The 16,421-nt window shown below is 64.7% G+C and carries 14 protein-coding genes; 7 read left to right on the forward strand and 7 right to left on the reverse strand.

The genetic code is table 11. From position 1 onward, the window contains the following. A partial coding sequence (locus tag NCR34_RS13485; RefSeq protein ID WP_250500062.1) for a sensor histidine kinase occupies window positions 1–1,985 on the reverse strand: 1,985 nt, incomplete at its 3' end. Window positions 1,986–2,158: 173 nt separating this feature from the next. On the opposite strand from NCR34_RS13485, the gene hpnA reads away from it, so the two are divergent. The 3 genes from hpnA (at window position 2,159) to NCR34_RS13500 (ending at window position 6,507) form a co-directional block, all read left to right on the forward strand. After that, window positions 2,159–3,169, forward strand: a complete 1,011-nt coding sequence (gene hpnA / locus NCR34_RS13490) for a hopanoid-associated sugar epimerase (RefSeq protein WP_250500063.1) — start codon at window positions 2,159–2,161, stop codon at window positions 3,167–3,169. Window positions 3,170–3,445: 276 nt separating this feature from the next. After that, window positions 3,446–5,692 (forward strand): NADP-dependent isocitrate dehydrogenase, encoded by a 2,247-nt coding sequence (locus tag NCR34_RS13495; protein WP_250500064.1) that lies wholly within the window; start codon window positions 3,446–3,448, stop codon window positions 5,690–5,692. Window positions 5,693–5,913: 221 nt separating this feature from the next. Continuing rightward, window positions 5,914–6,507: a hypothetical protein gene (locus tag NCR34_RS13500; protein WP_250500065.1), complete on the forward strand. Its 594-nt coding sequence runs from the start codon at window positions 5,914–5,916 to the stop codon at window positions 6,505–6,507. Between the two features lie 18 nt (window positions 6,508–6,525). Here the strand turns inward: NCR34_RS13500 and NCR34_RS13505 are convergent, their stop codons facing one another. Further along, a complete protein-coding gene (locus tag NCR34_RS13505) occupies window positions 6,526–7,728 on the reverse strand; it encodes a glycosyltransferase (RefSeq protein WP_250500066.1) in 1,203 nt (400 codons plus the stop codon). A 456-nt stretch (window positions 7,729–8,184) separates the two neighbouring features. Here NCR34_RS13505 and ispH point away from each other — a divergent pair, with 456 nt between their 5' ends. Together ispH and hpnH are read left to right on the forward strand one after the other, a co-directional pair. Beyond that, complete coding sequence (gene ispH, locus NCR34_RS13510; RefSeq protein WP_250500067.1) at window positions 8,185–9,156, forward strand: 4-hydroxy-3-methylbut-2-enyl diphosphate reductase; 972 nt, start codon at window positions 8,185–8,187, stop codon at window positions 9,154–9,156. Window positions 9,157–9,170: 14 nt separating this feature from the next. Beyond that, window positions 9,171–10,325, forward strand: coding sequence for an adenosyl-hopene transferase HpnH (gene hpnH, locus NCR34_RS13515; RefSeq protein WP_175940761.1), 1,155 nt, complete (start codon window positions 9,171–9,173; stop codon window positions 10,323–10,325). A gap of 69 nt (window positions 10,326–10,394) precedes the next feature. Here hpnH and NCR34_RS13520 read toward each other — a convergent pair whose 3' ends face one another. From NCR34_RS13520 to NCR34_RS13535, 4 genes are all read right to left on the reverse strand, one after another. Then, entirely contained in the window at window positions 10,395–10,790 is a 396-nt protein-coding gene (locus NCR34_RS13520; protein ID WP_250500161.1) for a type II toxin-antitoxin system VapC family toxin, read from the reverse strand. Further along, complete coding sequence (locus NCR34_RS13525; protein ID WP_250500162.1) at window positions 10,787–11,026, reverse strand: type II toxin-antitoxin system Phd/YefM family antitoxin; 240 nt, start codon at window positions 11,024–11,026, stop codon at window positions 10,787–10,789. The genes NCR34_RS13520 and NCR34_RS13525 overlap by 4 nt, the downstream gene beginning before the upstream one ends. Window positions 11,027–11,169: 143 nt before the next feature. Beyond that, window positions 11,170–11,364, reverse strand: coding sequence for a YbdD/YjiX family protein (locus NCR34_RS13530; RefSeq protein ID WP_086967065.1), 195 nt, complete (start codon window positions 11,362–11,364; stop codon window positions 11,170–11,172). A 23-nt stretch (window positions 11,365–11,387) separates the two neighbouring features. After that, on the reverse strand, window positions 11,388–13,472 hold the full coding sequence (locus NCR34_RS13535; protein ID WP_250500068.1) for a carbon starvation CstA family protein: 2,085 nt from the start codon (window positions 13,470–13,472) through the stop codon (window positions 11,388–11,390). A gap of 160 nt (window positions 13,473–13,632) precedes the next feature. Here NCR34_RS13535 and NCR34_RS13540 point away from each other — a divergent pair, with 160 nt between their 5' ends. After that, entirely contained in the window at window positions 13,633–15,045 is a 1,413-nt protein-coding gene (locus NCR34_RS13540; protein ID WP_250500069.1) for a cache domain-containing protein, read from the forward strand. Further along, the gene (locus tag NCR34_RS13545; protein ID WP_250500070.1) at window positions 15,035–15,673 is read left to right on the forward strand and encodes a response regulator; all 639 of its coding nucleotides are present in this window, start codon (window positions 15,035–15,037) and stop codon (window positions 15,671–15,673) included. The genes NCR34_RS13540 and NCR34_RS13545 overlap by 11 nt, the downstream gene beginning before the upstream one ends. Before the next feature lies 1 nt (window position 15,674). Here the strand turns inward: NCR34_RS13545 and NCR34_RS13550 are convergent, their stop codons facing one another. Beyond that, window positions 15,675–16,292, reverse strand: a complete 618-nt coding sequence (locus NCR34_RS13550) for an MlaC/ttg2D family ABC transporter substrate-binding protein (RefSeq protein WP_244849638.1) — start codon at window positions 16,290–16,292, stop codon at window positions 15,675–15,677. Between the last annotated feature and the right edge of the window lie 129 nt (window positions 16,293–16,421).

Genomic DNA, 16,421 nt, shown 5'->3' on the forward strand with positions numbered 1-16,421 from the left:
CCCCCCCCCCCCCCCCCCCGCGGCCCCCCCGCCCCCCCCCCCCCCCCCGCCCCCCCCCCCCCCCCCCCCCCCCCCCCCCCCCGCCCCCCCCCCCCCCCCCCCCCCCCCCCCCCCACGGCGCGTGGCGGCTCGATCGCAGCCGGTTCCGGCTCCTTCATGTGGCCGATGGTGTCGAGCTTCGCGGTCACGGTGCCTTCGCGGGCGGCAATCGGCAGCGTCACCGAGAACACGCTGCCCCGGCCCACTTCGCTCGATACGCCGACCGAGCCGCCCAAGAGCCGCGAGAATTCGCGCGAAATCGAAAGGCCCAAACCGCTGCCGCCGTACTTGCGGCTCGTCGTGCCGTCCGCCTGCTGGAACGCCTGGAAGATGAGGTCTTGCTTGTCGCGCGGAATGCCGATGCCCGTATCGCGCACTTCGAAGCGCACCGCGTCGTCGCCCGCGCGCTGCACGGCGACGGTCACGCTGCCGCGCTCGGTGAACTTGAACGCGTTGGACAGCAGATTGCGCAGCACTTGCAAAAGCCGCTGACTGTCGGTGACGAAGTACTGCGGCACATCCGCGCCGATTTCGGTGATGAACGAAAGCCCCTTGGTTTCGGCGACCGGCGTGAACGATTGCCGCAGCGCCTGCATCAGCGATTCCACGGCCGTCGGCGCGAACTGCACGTCCATCTGGCCGGCTTCGACTTTCGACAGATCGAGAATGTCGTTGATGAGCGAAAGCAGATCGCTATTCGACGAGTGAATCGTCGCGGCGTAGCGCACCTGCTCGTCCGTCAGATTGCCTTGCTTGTTGTCCTGAAGCAGCTTCGCGAGAATCAGCGAGCTATTGAGCGGCGTGCGCAACTCATGCGACATGTTCGCGAGGAACTCGGACTTGTACTGGCTCGCGCGCTCCATTTCCAGCGCGTTGGCGGTCAGTTCCTGCTGCGCCTGAAGCAGTTCGGTCTTCTGCCGCTCAAGATGCTGCGCGTGTTCTTCGAGCTGCACGTTGGTCTGTTCGAGCTCGGCCTGTTGCTGTTCGAGACGCGCCTGCGAGTCCTGGAGCGCGCGGCCGCGTTCTTCCAGTTCTTCGTTCGACACGCGCAACTCTTCCTGCTGCACCTGCAACTCTTCGCTCTGGCGCTGCGTTTCTTCCAGCAATTCCACGAGCCGCATGCGATACCGCGCCGAGCGCATCGCCATGCCCATCGCTTCGCCGGCCATTTCGAGCAGCACGCGGGCGTCGTCGAAGCGGCCCTCGTCGCCGACGAACCCGACTTCGATTGCGCCCGCCACATCGCCATCCGCGTAAAGCGGCGACACGATCACGCGCGATGCCGCCGCCGCGCCGAGCGCCGATCCCGCTTTCAGATAATGCGCGGAGGCATCGCGAAGTTGAAGCACGCGCTTGTCGACAATAGCTTGTCCGACGAGCCCCTCGCCGCGCGCAATGCGGCGCGGCGCGCCGTTCTCGTCCGGCAGCGCCCAGGCGGCGATGCGTTCGAGCGTCTCGCCTTCGAGAGCGTAGACTACGCCGACCTTCGCGTTCACATACGGAATGAGAGAACGCAAAATGCTGACGCCGATGGACGCCGGAGACTGCTCGCCGCGCAATTGCAGGCTCATTTGCGCGACGCCTTCCTGCAACCAGGCGGTGCGTTGTACCGCGAGCCGCGATTTGATATACAGGTGCGCCACGATCGAAAGCACGAGCAGCACGAATATGCCCATCGCGCGGTTCAACTGCAGCACTTCGCGGCTGGCGACGGAGTCTCCCGTGGAAAGCGCGTAGCCGAGAATCATCAGCACCGACGCCGCGCCGGCGGTCATCATCGGCACGGCCGGGCGGTTAATCCACATGCACAGCACGACCGGCAACACGTAGAACACCCAGATCGCGACGCGCATGGGCGTCAGCACATCGACGGCGAACACCAGCGCAAGAGAAATCGCGATGGCGAAGTAGATCCACAAGGAGTGGTTGCGGTTGTCCTGAGGCATCGTTGACCAGTAGTGTGTCCGTTTCGCGAAGGCCGCGCGCCCCGCAGCAGGCACGGACCATAGCACGAGCCGCAACGCCTTGTCACATCGGCTCCGGCGGCGATTCGCGCAGCCATTTCGGCGCGGCACTTGTTACGAACGATCGCGCGAAGAGCGCATCTCACGAGGTAAGAATGACAGATAAATCCGGCTCTCGCGTGCTCATCACCGGCGCTTCGGGCTTCGTCGGGTCGGCGCTCGCGCGGCTCGCCATCGAGCGCGGTTTCGACGTGCGGCTGCTCGTGCGCGCGACGAGTCCGCGCAAGAACGTGGAGTCGCTCGACGCGGAAATCGTCGTCGGCGACATGCGCGACGAAGCGTCGATGCGCGCGGCGCTCAAGGGCGTGCGCTATCTCTTTCACGTCGCGGCGGACTATCGCATCTGGGCGCCGGACCCGAGCGAGATCGAGCGCGCGAATCTGCAAGGCACCGAGGCCACCATGCGCGCGGCGCTGGCGGAAGGCGTCGAGCGCATCGTGTACACGAGCAGCGTCGCGACGTTGAAGGTGACGAGTTCGGGCGCGATCGTCGACGAAACGAAGCCGTCGGATGCGGCGAGCACCATCGGCGCGTACAAGCGCAGCAAGGTGCTGGCCGAGCGCGCGGTGGAACGGATGGTCGCGAACGACGCGCTGCCCGCCGTCATCGTCAATCCGTCGACGCCCATTGGCCCGCGCGACGTGCGTCCGACGCCGACGGGGCGCATCATCGTCGAGGCGGCGACCGGCAAGATTCCCGCGTTCGTCGATACGGGGCTGAACCTCGTGCATGTCGATGACGTCGCGAACGGCCACTTCCTGGCGCTGGAACGCGGCAAGATCGGCGAGCGCTACATTCTCGGCGGCGAGAACCTGCCGTTGCAGCAGATGCTCGCCGATATCGCCGGACTCGTCGGCCGCAAGCCGCCGACGATCAAGCTGCCGCGCGGGCTGCTGTATCCGCTCGCCATCGGCGCGGAGATGTTCGCGAAGATGAGCGGCAAGGAGCCGTTCGTGACCGTCGACGGCCTGCGGATGTCGAAGAACAAGATGTACTTCACGTCGGCGAAGGCGGAAGCGGAACTGGGCTATCAGGCGCGGCCGTATCGCGAAGGCTTGCGCGACGCGCTCGACTGGTTCCGGGCGAACGGCTATCTCGACGCGTAAGAAGCGCGGGCGCAGTCCGTCGATCGCCTGCAACGCACTCTTGTATAAGACCCAAAAATTCTAAGTCATTGAAATGACGGAGAAAGGCCCGTTTTCTGATGCTTCGGCGAGCGATTTCACGCACGCGACGCCCGCAAAATCAGGCAAAATAGCGGACTGATGCCGGAAGGCGCGAGCAACCATGTTGCGTGCGGCCGCAGCGCGCGAAAGCGCCCGCGCAGGTCCACAGCAGCCGGCGGTCCTTTTTCAACCCGTTTCTGGATGTCGAGACAAGCGATGAGTAATCAGCAACCCACCATCATCTACACCCTGACCGACGAAGCTCCGCTGCTCGCGACCAGCGCCTTTCTGCCGATCATCCGCACGTTCACCGCGCCGGCCGGCGTGAACGTGGAAACCAGCGACATTTCGCTCGCCGGACGCATTCTCGGCGAATTCCCCGAATTCCTGACCGAAGAGCAGCGCGTTCCGGACAACCTCGCCGAACTCGGCCGCCTCACGCAGCTTCCGGACACCAACATCATCAAGCTGCCGAACATCAGCGCTTCGGTGCCGCAGCTCGTCGCCGCGATCAAGGAACTTCAGGGCAAGGGCTACAAGGTGCCCAACTATCCGGAAGAGCCGAAGAACGACGAAGAAAAGGCCATCGCCCAGCGTTACTCGAAGTGTCTCGGCAGCGCGGTGAACCCGGTTCTGCGCGAAGGCAATTCGGACCGCCGCGCGCCGCTCGCCGTCAAGAACTACGCGAAGAAGCATCCGCACAGCATGGGCGAATGGAGCATGGCGTCGCGCACGCACGTCGCGCACATGAAGCACGGCGACTTCTATCACGGCGAAAAGTCCATCACGAATGACAAGGCGCGCGAAGTCCGCATGGAACTCGTCACGAAGCGCGGCGAAACCATCGTGCTCAAGCCGAAGGTCAAGCTGCAGGAAGGCGAGATCGTCGACAGCATGTTCATGAGCAAGAAGGCGCTCATCGCGTTCTACGAAGACCAAATGGAAGACGCGCGCAAGACCGGCGTCATGCTCTCGCTGCACGTGAAGGCGACCATGATGAAGGTGTCGCACCCGATCGTCTTCGGCCACGCGGTGAAGGTGTTCTACAAGGACGCGTTCGCCAAGCACGCGAAGCTCTTCGAAGAACTGGGCGTGAACGTCAACAACGGTCTCGTGGATCTGTACTCGAAGATCGAGGCGCTGCCGGAATCGCAGCGCGATGAAGTCATCCGCGACATGCACGCGTGCCACGAGCACCGTCCGGCACTGGCGATGGTGGATTCGGCGAAGGGCATCTCGAACCTGCACGCGCCGAACGACGTGATCGTGGACGCGTCGATGCCCGCGATGATTCGCGCCGGCGGCAAGATGTGGGGCGCCGATGGCCGTCCGCAAGACACCAAGTGTCTGATTCCGGAAAGCACGTTCGCGCGCATCTATCAGGAAATCATCAACTTCTGCAAGACGAACGGCGCATTCGATCCGCGCACGATGGGCACGGTGCCGAACGTCGGCCTGATGGCGCAGAAGGCCGAAGAGTACGGCTCGCACGACAAGACCTTCGAGATTCCGGAAGACGGCACGGCGCGTATCGTCGATAACGCGACGAACGAGGTCATCGAATCGCTCACGCAGCAAGTCGAGCAAGGCGACATCTGGCGCATGTGCCTCGTGAAGGACGCGCCGATCCGCGACTGGGTGAAGCTCGCCGTCACGCGCGTGCGCAACTCGGGCATGCCGGCCGTGTTCTGGCTCGACCCGTATCGTCCGCACGAAAACGAGCTCATCAAGAAGGTCGAGAAGTACCTGAAGGATCACGATACCGAAGGGCTCGACATTCAGATCATGTCGCAAGTGCGCGCCATGCGTTACACGCTCGAACGCGTGATCCGCGGCCTCGACACCATTTCGGTGACCGGCAACATCTTGCGCGACTACCTGACCGACCTGTTCCCGATCATGGAACTCGGCACAAGCGCGAAGATGCTGTCCATCGTTCCGCTGATGGCGGGCGGCGGCCTGTATGAAACCGGCGCGGGCGGCTCGGCGCCGAAGCACGTGCAGCAACTGGTGCAGGAGAACCACCTGCGCTGGGATTCGCTCGGCGAGTTCCTCGCGCTGGCGGTGTCGCTGGAAGAGCTCGGCATCAAGAGCAACAACGCGAAGGCGAAGCTCGTCGCGAAGGCGCTGGACGCCGCCACCGGCAAGCTGCTCGACAACAACAAGGGCCCGTCGCCGAAGACCGGCCAGCTCGACAACCGCGGCAGCCAGTTCTACCTCGCCATGTACTGGGCGCAGGAACTGGCGAACCAGACGGAAGATCGCGAACTGGCCGAGTTCTTCGCGCCGCTCGCAAAGAGCCTGGCCGAGAACGAGCAGAAGATCGTCGAGGAACTGACGGTCGTGCAGGGCAGCGAAGCGGATATCGGCGGCTACTACAAGCCGGAAGACGCGAAGCTCGCCGCCGTGATGCGTCCGAGCCAGACGCTCAACGCCGCGCTCGCACAGGCGCAAACGAAGTAACGCAGCAACGAGCGCGGGCGGCATGCCCGCGCTCACCATCGCGTTGGCGTTCGGCGCCAACGCGATTTCTTTTTGAGCGCCTTTTCGCGGCGTTCAGTCCCAGCGGCATACAGCCCCGCGCCGTTTCAACGCATTTGGTTACAACGTGTGCCGGCTCGCAGGAAGGGGAGCAGGTAAAATTCTTGCCCTCGCTGCCAGCTTCGCAAGACATCCAACTTCGCATGAATCTACATGACCAGCTCGGCGCGCTGGAGTCGAGCCTCGATGCGCTCCTCCGGGCCGCCACCGTTCCTCCTGTTACCGGCGCTGCCGCTCAGTCTGTCGCTGCATCTGCCGCTGCGTCCGTCGCTGCATCCGCCACCGACGATATCGCCGAGCCGCCCGCGCCGCTGCCGCCTCGCGCGGACGAGTTCGAGGACACCGCGCTCGCAGCCGCCGACGCTCAGAAGCAAGCGCCCGCCGAGTCCGAGTCCGAGCCCGAGTCCGACGCGCCGCCCGCGCTGACCGTTTCGCGCCCGGACCGCGACACCATTCAGATGACCATCGCGGGCAAGTCCGTGCTGCTGAATCCGCAGGGCGTGTCGGAGTTGATCGAGGAGTTGTCGAACGTGCGGGCGTCGATGTCGGTGGAACAGCCGATGGGCGTTGCGCCCGGCTGGCGCTTCGCGGCGACGAAGAACCCGGTGATGGCGGTGCAGAAGCACGCGAACGGCGACCGCCTGCTGATCATGCGGCATACGGGTCACGGCTGGGTGCCGTTCACCTTTTCGCCGGACATGGTCGTCGAACTGTACGCAATGCTGACGCGGCGCTAAGTCCGCGCCGCCGCCCGATCAAGACCCTTCCTGCGTCGGCGCCTGAACGCGCGCCTTCCACTGACCGCCCTTGCCGCTCCAGTAGCGCACGGCTGAACCGATCGTCGCCGAAACATAGAACAGCGCGACGAGCGGCAACAGCGGCGCCCACAACAACGACCGCCGGTAGTAACGCAGCATCGGGCCATAGGCGATGCACATCATCGCCCAGGCCGCGCAGGCGGGCCATGCGCGCGCGCCCCACGTCAGCGCGAAGACCGGCGGCACCAGATAGATCAGCGCCATGCCGAGCACCGTGCCGGCCAGCAGCAGCGGCGAATAGCGCAACTGCGTGAACGCGGTGCGGGCGATCATGTTCCAGATTTCGCGCCAGTCGTCGTACGGGCGCAGCGACTCGCTGCGATCCGCGAGATCGAGGCGAATGGGCCGCGCGTCCGCCTTGCCCGCGCGATGCTTGATGCGCAGCGCGAGACTGCAATCGTCGATCAGTTCGCCGCGAATCGATTCGATGCCGCCCGCCTCCGCCAGCGCCGAACGGCGCACGAGCATGCAGCCGCCCGCCGCGCCCGCGGTCATCTTGCGTCTGTCGTTGACCCAGGCGAACGGGTACAGCTTCGCGAAAAAGAACACGAACGCCGGAATCAGCGCCTTCTCCCACGGCGAATCGCAGCGCAGGCGCACCATCAGCGAAACGAGATCGCGATCTTCCAGAATGGTACGCGCGACCAGTTGCGTCGCGGCATCGGCCGGATGGTAGATGTCGGCGTCGGTGAGCAGCAGGAATTCGGCGGGAAGACCGAGCGTGTCGATCGCATTGATGCCCTGCGACTGCGCCCATACCTTGCCCGACCATCCCGGCGGCAGCGGCTTGCCCGTCAGCACGGTCAGGCGGTCTTCGAGGCCGAGATCGCGGGCCGCGGCGAGCGCGACGGCGGCCGTGCCATCGGTGCTGTGATCGTCGACGACCACGACGTGGAACGCGCCCGCATAGTCCTGCTTCAGCAAGGAGCCGACCGCGCGGCCGATCACGTCGGCTTCATTGCGCGCGGGGACGACCGCGACGAGCGCGGGCCACGCGCCGCGTCGCGCGATCTCCGCTCGGCCGACGGCGTGCACCGCGGCATCCGAAAGCGCGGGCGCGGGCTGCGCGCGCCAGAAGCCACCTCGCGCAACGAGCAGCACGATCCAGATCAGCAATGACAGCCAGGCGATGAGTAACATGAATTTGACGATTAGCTTGAACCCGCGGGGCGGGCAGCGCACCCATGCGCGCGCGAACATCGACCGCGCTTGACGGCGAAGCACGCGTTGCACGGAGGACACACGAATCAGGATGGCGGCGGCCTGCCGAAACCAGCCGCCGAGGATGTACACGGCGCGGGAAACGCGATGCGGCACGCCTTCACGCCGTCCCGGGCGACCGACAGTTTAATGGCTTTGGCGCGCGGGCGTATCGACGTCGCGCCGCACGCGTTTGCCCGCGCCGCGCGGCGAGCGCTCAAAAAGGGAACGCGTTAGAATACGCGGTCAATCTCGGCGCGCAGACAAACTTACCGGGTCCTTCTGCCGGTGTGCTTTCAGGACGTTGCAGGCATTGCGAATGCAACGTCGATCGATCGAAGGCGTGAGTTGCGCGTCTATTACCCGAAACCCGCGCTAGTCGGAGTTCGCTCGAACATGCGTATCATCCTTGCTCAACCCCGCGGTTTTTGTGCGGGCGTGGTCCGCGCGATCGAAATCGTCGATCGCGCGCTCGAACGGCATGGCGCCCCGGTCTACGTTCGCCATGAGATCGTTCATAACCGGCACGTTGTCGACAACCTGCGTGGCAAGGGCGCGCGTTTCGTGGAAGAACTCGACGAAGTGCCGCAAGGCGCGGTTGCCATTTTCAGCGCGCACGGCGTGGCGCACAGCGTCGAGCGCGACGCCGAGGCGCGCGGTCTCGATGTGCTCGACGCCACCTGCCCGCTCGTGACCAAGGTTCACGTGCAGGGCCGGCAGTATGTATCGCAAGGGCGCACGCTGATTCTGATCGGCCACGCCGGGCATCCGGAAGTGGAAGGCACCATCGGCCAGATTCCCGGCAAGGTCGTCCTCGTGCAGAGCGAAGCCGAAGTCGACACCATGTCGCTGCCGCCCGACACGCCCGTCGCTTACGTCACGCAGACGACGCTTTCGGTGGACGACACGCGCGGCATCATCGACGCATTGCAGCGCCGCTTCAGCGATATCGTCGGGCCGGACACGCGCGACATCTGCTACGCGACGCAGAACCGGCAGGCCGCGGTGCGCGAGTTGTCGACGCAAGTCGATGTTCTGCTCGTGGTCGGCGCGACCAACAGTTCCAATTCGAACCGTCTGCGCGAGATCGGCACCGAGAGCGGCGTGCCGAGCTATCTCGTCGCGGACGGTTCCGAGATCAAGCCCGAATGGTTTGCGCATGCGCAGACGGTCGGCATCACGGCGGGCGCTTCGGCACCCGAAGAAATGGTCGAACATGTGATCGATGCCCTGCGCGCCTTCGGACACGTCGAAGTCACGACGATGAACGGCCGCGAGGAAAAGGTCGAATTCAAACTCCCCGCGAAGTTGCTGCAACCGCTCGCCGCGCTGTCGGCCACGGCGGCAACGGCCATTCGCGAAGAATAAGGAGAGGACGCAAATTGTCTATTCCGATGCTCCAGAAGGTCCGCGTTGGCGCGTACATCGCCCGCCAGCATTTTTCGCGCAACAAGCGTTATCCGCTCGCGCTCATGCTGGAACCGCTGTTCCGCTGCAATCTGGCGTGTAACGGCTGCGGCAAGATCGACTATCCGGATCCGATCCTGAACCAGCGCCTGTCGCTGGAAGAATGCCTCGGCGCCGTCGACGAGTGCGGCGCGCCGGTCGTCTCCATTGCGGGCGGCGAGCCGCTTCTGCATAAGGAAATGCCGCAGATCGTGAAGGGCATCATCGCGCGCAAGAAGTTCGTGTATCTCTGCACGAACGCGCTGCTGATGGAAAAGAAGATGGACGATTACCAGCCGAGCCCGTACTTCGTCTGGTCCGTCCACCTCGACGGCGATCAGGCCATGCACGACCATTCGGTGTCGCAGGACGGCGTCTACGAGAAGGCCACCAAAGCGATCCGCGAAGCCAAGCGCCGCGGCTTCCGCGTGAACATCAACTGCACGCTGTTCAACGATGCCGATCCGGAGCGCGTCGCGAAGTTCTTCGACACGCTCGGACCGATGGGCGTGGACGGCATCACGGTGTCGCCCGGCTACGCTTACGAGCGCGCGCCGGACCAGCAGCACTTCCTGAATCGCGACAAGACCAAGACGCTCTTCCGCGAGATTTTCAAGCGCGGCAACAACGGCAAGAACTGGTCGTTCAGCCAGTCGGCGATGTTCCTCGACTTCCTCGCGGGCAACCAAACGTACCAGTGCACGCCGTGGGGCAACCCGGCGCGCACGGTGTTCGGCTGGCAGCGTCCGTGCTATCTGCTCGGCGAAGGTTACGCGAAGACCTTCAAGGAACTGATGGAAACCACCGAGTGGGAGAAGTACGGCACGGGCAACTACGAGAAGTGCGCGGACTGCATGGTCCACAGCGGCTTCGAGGCGACCGCCGTGATGGACACGGTCGCGCATCCGCTGAAGGCGCTGGGCGTGTCGATGCGCGGGCCGCGCACGGAAGGCGCTTACGCGAAGGAACTCCCGATCGACAAGCAGCGTCCGGCCGAATACGTGTTCTCGAAGCACGTCGAGATCAAGCTGGAAGAGATCGGGCGCGCGCAGAAGAACAAGTCGTCGAAGACGGCGGCGGCGGCGCACTGAGTTTTAGTCGAAGGTTGAAATGTGCGAAGGGCGGATGGCTTGCGGGCCATTCGCCCTTTTTCTTTGCGGCTACCAGATCGTCTTGACGTGCTCGTACTCGCGGATCAGCCGATCCCGCGTCACGATAGGCGCCGAGAGCGCACGGGCCGTCGCGACGATCAGGCGATCCGCCGGGTCGTTGTGAAACTCGCCCGGCAAGTCGATCGACTTGATGGCGATGCTGCTATCCACAGGCACGAACCGCACCGCGTCGATCCGATTCACTTTGTCGATCCAGTCGCCGACGTCCATCGACAGTCCTATCTTGCCGCGCCGCACGAGCAGCGCGATCTCCCACGCCGAGATGGTGGAGACGACGATCTCGCCGCGTTCGCCCGATTCCTTCTCGATTGCCGCGCGCGCCTGCTTGCTGAGCGCGCCTCCGCTTACCCACCAGAGCAGCGTATGCGTGTCCAGCACGATCACCGATACGCCTCCCAATCGTCCTCGCCGATGGGTTCGAACGGGTCTTCGCAGAACAGCACGCTGCCCCGCAATTCCTGCAGCGGCGTGAGCGCCGAGTTGTCATACCGCCGCACCTCGAGCACGGGCTTTCCATGGTCTGTCACGATCATGCTTTCTCCTGTCGATTCCACGAGCCGGAAGTATTCGAGCGCCTTCGCCTTGAACTCCGATTTCGAAACTCGCTTGTGAGACATGATATCGACCCTGGTCACGTGACGGTAGTCATTTTAGCCTCGTCCGAATGGAATAGGCAAAACGGACATTTTTCGAAGTCCAAATGAAAACGCGACGGCTCGCGCCGTCGCGTTGTAAGTCACCGCTCTCCGCAATCAGTCACGCATCAACAACACTTCCCCGCGCCCGATCCGTACCGCGCCTCCTGCCGCTCGCGGAAAAACTCCGCGTACGTCATCACGGGTTTGTCGGGATGCGTCGTCTGCATGTGCGTGACGTACGCATCGTAATCAGGCATGCCGACCATCAGGCGCATCGCCTGGCCGAGATACCGCCCTGCTTGCCGAAGATCGCTGAACATGGCCGACTCCTGGGTTCTCGTGCTCAATGACCCGAGCGCACTGCCGCGCCGCCGCCCGTGGGCATCGGCTCGAACGGCGTTTCGCGCACCGTCGGCCGCGCCTCGCGGCGCGCGCGCAGCACGACCAGCACGGCATACACCGCGATGCTCACCACGACGAACATGAAGAGCCCGGACAGCGCGGCATCGATGTAATCGTTGAAGATGATGCGCTGCATCTCCGGCAGCGACTTCGCCGGCGCCATCACCTTGCCTGCCTCGAACGCGTCGCGCAGCTTGCCGGCATGCGCGAGGAAGCCGACTTTCGGGTTCGCGTCGAAGATCTTTTGCCAGCCGGCAGTCAGCGTGCAGATGAGCAGCCACACCGTCGGCACGATCGTCACCCACGCGAAACGCTCGCGCTTCATCTTGAACAGCACGACGGTGCCGAGCGTCAGCGCGATCCCCGCGAGCATCTGGTTCGAGATGCCGAAGAGCGGCCACAGCGTATTGATGCCGCCGAACGGATCGACCACGCCCTGATACAGGAAGTAACCCCACGCCGCGACGCACAAGCCGGTCGCGACGAGATTGGCCACCAGCGATTCCGTGCGGCGCAGCGCCGGGTGGAACGTGCCGAGCAGGTCTTGCAGCATGAAGCGTCCGGCGCGCGTGCCGGCGTCGACTGCGGTCAGAATGAAGAGCGCCTCGAAGAGAATCGCGAAGTGATACCAGAACGCCATCATCGCCGGGCCGCCGATCACGCGATGCAGAATCTCCGCCATGCCGACTGCCAGCGTCGGCGCGCCGCCCGCCCGCGCGACGATGGTGGTTTCGCCAACGGCCTTCGCCGTCGAGGTGAGCATGTCCGGCGTCAGCGTGAAGCCCCACGACGTGACCGTCTGCGCGACCGCGTCCGGCGTCGTGCCGAGCAGCGCGGCCGGGCTGTTCATCGCGAAGTAGACGCCCGGCTCGATCACGCAGGCGGCGACGAGCGCCATGATCGCGACGAACGACTCCATCAGCATCGCGCCGTAGCCGATGAAGCGCATGTTCACTTCGTTGTCGACCATCTTGGGCGTGGTGCCCGACGAGATCAGCGCGTGGAAGCCTGACACCGCGCCGCACGCGATCGTGATGAACAGGAACGGGAACAGGTTGCCCGCCCAGACGGGACCCGAGCCGTCGACGAACTTCGTGAAAGCGGGCATCTTCAGTTCGGGCGCGACGATCAGGATGCCGATCGCGAGGCCGAGAATCGTGCCGATCTTGAGGAACGTCGACAGATAATCGCGCGGCGCGAGCAGGAGCCACACCGGCAGCACCGACGCAACAAAGCCGTAGCCGATCAGAATCCACGTCAGTTGAACGCCCGTGAACGTGAAGAGCGGCGCGAGCGTCGGCGATTGCGCGACCTGCCCGCCGTAGGTGATCGCGAGCATCAGCAGCACGAAGCCGATGATCGACACTTCGCCGATGCGCCCCGGACGAATGAAGCGCGTATAGACGCCCATGAAAAGCGCGATCGGAATGGTCGCGGCGACGGTGAACGTGCCCCACGGCGAATTCGTCAGCGCTTTCACGACGATCAGCGCGAGCACCGCGAGAATGATCACCATGATGAGGAACGCGCCGAAGAGCGCGATCACGCCGGGCACGGTGCCCAGTTCCATCTTGATGAGATCGCCGAGCGAGCGGCCGTCGCGGCGCGTCGAGATGAAAAGCACGACGAAATCCTGCACCGCGCCCGCGAATACGACGCCCGCCAGAATCCACAGCATGCCGGGCGTGTAGCCCATCTGCGCGGCCAGCACCGGACCGACGAGCGGACCCGCGCCCGCAATCGCCGCGAAATGGTGGCCGAACAGCACGTATTTGTTGGTCGGCACGTAATCGAGGCCGTCGTTGTGACGCACGGCCGGCGTCATGCGCAAGCCGTCGAGCTTCAACACCGTGCCGGCGATGAAGCGCGAATAGAATCGATACGCGATGAGATAGACGCAGACCGCCGCGATGACGATCCATAGTGCGCTGACCCGCTCGCCGTGCGCGAGCGCGATGGTGCCGAAAGCGAACGCGCCCAGGAGCGCGAGCGCGATCCAGACCAGGAATCCGGAAGCCCGATTCATGGTGTCTCCTATTTTGGTAAGTCTTGGATGTCCGCCCGCGCGGCTCGCGCCGTGGAGCGCCTCGGGCGTGTAGTATTCGCCTTCGTCCCGGACCTCACAACCGGACAACTACGTACGCTCGCTACGCAAAACTACGTAGAGCATCGAACGTTCCAGCGTTATGAACCTGAAAGCCAAGATTGTTTTGCTGGCGATCGTGCCGTTCGCGCTCGCCATCGGCGGTATCGAATATGGCGTGCGCCATCAGGCGACCTCGCTCGCCCGCGCCCAGCACGCGACGCTGCAAACGGCGTACATGTCCAGCAAGGAAGTCGAGTTGCGGCATTATGTCGAACTGGCGCAGAGCGCCATCGCGCCGTATTACGACACGCCGCCCGGCGATCCGCGCAGCGACGACGAACGCCGCCAGCTTGCGCTGGATACGCTGCATCGTCTGGACTTCGGGCCCGACGGCTACTTTTTCGTCTACACGATGCGCGGCAAGTCGCTGATGCATCCGCGCCAGCCGGATCTCGTCGGACGAGACTTGTGGACCATGCGCGATCCCGCGGGCGAACTCACCATTCAGCAGTTAATCCGGGAAGCGTCGAAGGGCGGCGGCTACGTGCGCTATGTGTGGCAGCGGCCGTCCACCGGCCAACTCGCGCCGAAGCTCGGCTACGTGGTGCCGCTCGAACGCTGGGGCTGGATGATCGGCACCGGCATCTATCTGGAGGACGTGGAGACGGCGCTCACGCGCATCGACGGCCAGGCCGCCGCGAACATCGACAGAACGGTGATGTGGATCGGCGGAATCGCGCTGGCGGCGCTCGGCGTGATCGCGTTGTGCGGCGCGGTGCTCAATATCAGCGAGCATCGCAGCGCGGATGCCAAGCTCAAGCGCCTCGCGCGGCAGGTGGTGGAGTCTCAGGAGCACGAACGGGCGCGGCTCTCGCGCGAACTGCACGACGGCATCAGCCAGATGCTGGTGTCGGTCAAGCTGCTGCTGGAATCGGCGCTCGCGCGCTTCGAACGGTCGCCCTCGCGCGAAGCCGCCGCCGAGGCTGCGCTGGCCACCGGTCTCGGGCGTCTCGCCGCGACCTTGCGCGAAGTGCGCCGCATCTCGCACGCACTGCGCCCCACGATGCTCGACGACCTCGGCCTCGCGGCCGCGCTGGAGCAGCTTGCCCGCGAGATGGACGGGCAGGACGGCATCGAAGTGCGCTTCGAACGGACGGCGGACGGCAAACCGTCCGCTTTGCCCGATCCGGTGAATACGGTGCTGTTTCGCATCGCGCAGGAAGCGCTGAACAACATCGCGCGGCACGCGCACGCGAGCCGGGCGACGCTCGCGCTCGATATCGCGCCGAACGGCGTGCGGCTCGTCGTCAGCGACAACGGCCGCGGTTTCGATGCGCAATCCGCGCTGGCCGATCCGGCCAGCGGCCTCGGCCTGCGCAACATGCGCGAGCGGCTGGACACGCTCGGCGGCACGCTTTCCATCCAGTCGCAACTGGGCCGCACGTCGATCACGGCACACGTGCCGTTGCCGCTCGCCGCCCCGAACCTGCAAGGACTTTCCGATGACGCCTGAACCCGCCCGCCTATTGCTTGTCGACGATCATCCGCTCGTGCGCGACGGCCTACGCGCGCGGCTCGAAGCCGTCCCGCGTCTGTCTGTCACCGGCGAAGCGGGCAACGGCCACGACGCACTCGCGCTCGCCGCCGACGAAGCCACCCGCCCCGACCTCGTGCTGATGGACGTCGGCATGGCGGGCATGAGCGGCATCGAACTGGCCGCGCGGTTCCACGAACGATTCCCGGCTATCCGCGTGCTGATGCTTTCAATGCACGACAACATTGAGTACGTGACGCAAGCCGTCCGCGCGGGCGCGAGCGGCTACGTGCTCAAGGATTCGCCCGCTGCCGAGATCATTCAGGCGATCGACGCCGTGCTCGCCGGCAAGACCTTCTTCAGCGCGGGGCTCGCGGCCCGCATGATTCAGGCGCAGGCCATGCAAACGCCGCTGGAACGCCTGACGCCGCGCGAGCGCGACATTCTCGACGCGCTCGCGCAAGGCTTGTCGAGCAAGCAGATTGCAACGCAGCATGGCTTGTCGGTGCGCACGGTGGAAACGCACCGGCTGAATCTGAAGCGCAAGCTCGCCATCGACGGACAGGCGGAACTCATCAAGTTCGCCGTGGAAAACCGGCGCAGCTAGGTCAGCCGGCCGAACGCGCGTTATGCTCGGCCAGATATTTGATCAGCCCGTCCACGCCGCCCTTCTGAAGCTGACCGGCGAACTGCTGCTGATAGACCTGGATGAGCCACGCACCCATCATGTCGATGTCGTAGATTTTCCAGCCCTGCGCCGTCTTGCCGAGGCGATAGCGCACCGGGTTGTCGCCGCCCGTCGAGACGACGTGCGATTCAACCACCGCGTCTTTCGCGCTCGCGTCGACGTTCGGCGGGTCGAAGCGGAACGTCACGTCCTGGTCCCGCAGTTGCGCGAGCGAAGCCGCATACGTATGCACGAGCAGCGTCTGGAACTGGTCGTAAAGCTGCTTTTGCTGCTCGGGCGTGGCGCTGGCCCACGCCTTGCCCAATGCAATGCGCGTGGTGCGCTGAAAGTCGGTAGCGGGCAAGAAGCGCGCTTGCACGAGTTGCGTGATCTTCGCCATGTCGCCGCCGCGCGCTTGCGGGTCGGCCTTCATCGCGTTGACGGTGCCTTCGACTGCACTTTTGACGACGGCCTCCGGGCTCGTTTGGGCGACCGCCGCGCCGGAAAACGACAGCGTGGCGAGGAGAAAAGCGAAGCAGACAGACAGATAGCGTTTCATGGCAACCGTTCTCTAATGATCCAATTGTTCGGCGCGGACTCGTCAGGCCGTCGAGCCAGTATATCGACAGACCAGCGGGCCGACAGTTCACTGCCGCTCGACCGCGCCGTCTCCACCGGTATACTTGCG

Origin of the sequence: Caballeronia sp. GAWG1-5s-s, from assembly GCF_023631445.1 — a bacterium.
Taxonomy (GTDB): Bacteria; Pseudomonadota; Gammaproteobacteria; order Burkholderiales; family Burkholderiaceae; genus Caballeronia.

Bases quoted from the DNA above. Each gene is read 5' to 3' on its own strand.
- NCR34_RS13505 (WP_250500066.1), bottom strand. From the start codon at position 7,728: ATGTTACTCATCGCCTGGCTGTCATTGCTGATCTGGATCGTGCTGCTC.
- NCR34_RS13500 (WP_250500065.1), top strand. From the start codon at position 5,914: ATGAATCTACATGACCAGCTCGGCGCGCTGGAGTCGAGCCTCGATGCG.
- NCR34_RS13530 (WP_086967065.1), bottom strand. From the start codon at position 11,364: ATGTTCAGCGATCTTCGGCAAGCAGGGCGGTATCTCGGCCAGGCGATG.
- NCR34_RS13550 (WP_244849638.1), bottom strand. From the start codon at position 16,292: ATGAAACGCTATCTGTCTGTCTGCTTCGCTTTTCTCCTCGCCACGCTG.
- NCR34_RS13495 (WP_250500064.1), top strand. From the start codon at position 3,446: ATGAGTAATCAGCAACCCACCATCATCTACACCCTGACCGACGAAGCT.
- NCR34_RS13545 (WP_250500070.1), top strand. From the start codon at position 15,035: ATGACGCCTGAACCCGCCCGCCTATTGCTTGTCGACGATCATCCGCTC.
- ispH (WP_250500067.1), top strand. From the start codon at position 8,185: ATGCGTATCATCCTTGCTCAACCCCGCGGTTTTTGTGCGGGCGTGGTC.
- hpnA (WP_250500063.1), top strand. From the start codon at position 2,159: ATGACAGATAAATCCGGCTCTCGCGTGCTCATCACCGGCGCTTCGGGC.
- NCR34_RS13540 (WP_250500069.1), top strand. From the start codon at position 13,633: ATGAACCTGAAAGCCAAGATTGTTTTGCTGGCGATCGTGCCGTTCGCG.
- NCR34_RS13535 (WP_250500068.1), bottom strand. From the start codon at position 13,472: ATGAATCGGGCTTCCGGATTCCTGGTCTGGATCGCGCTCGCGCTCCTG.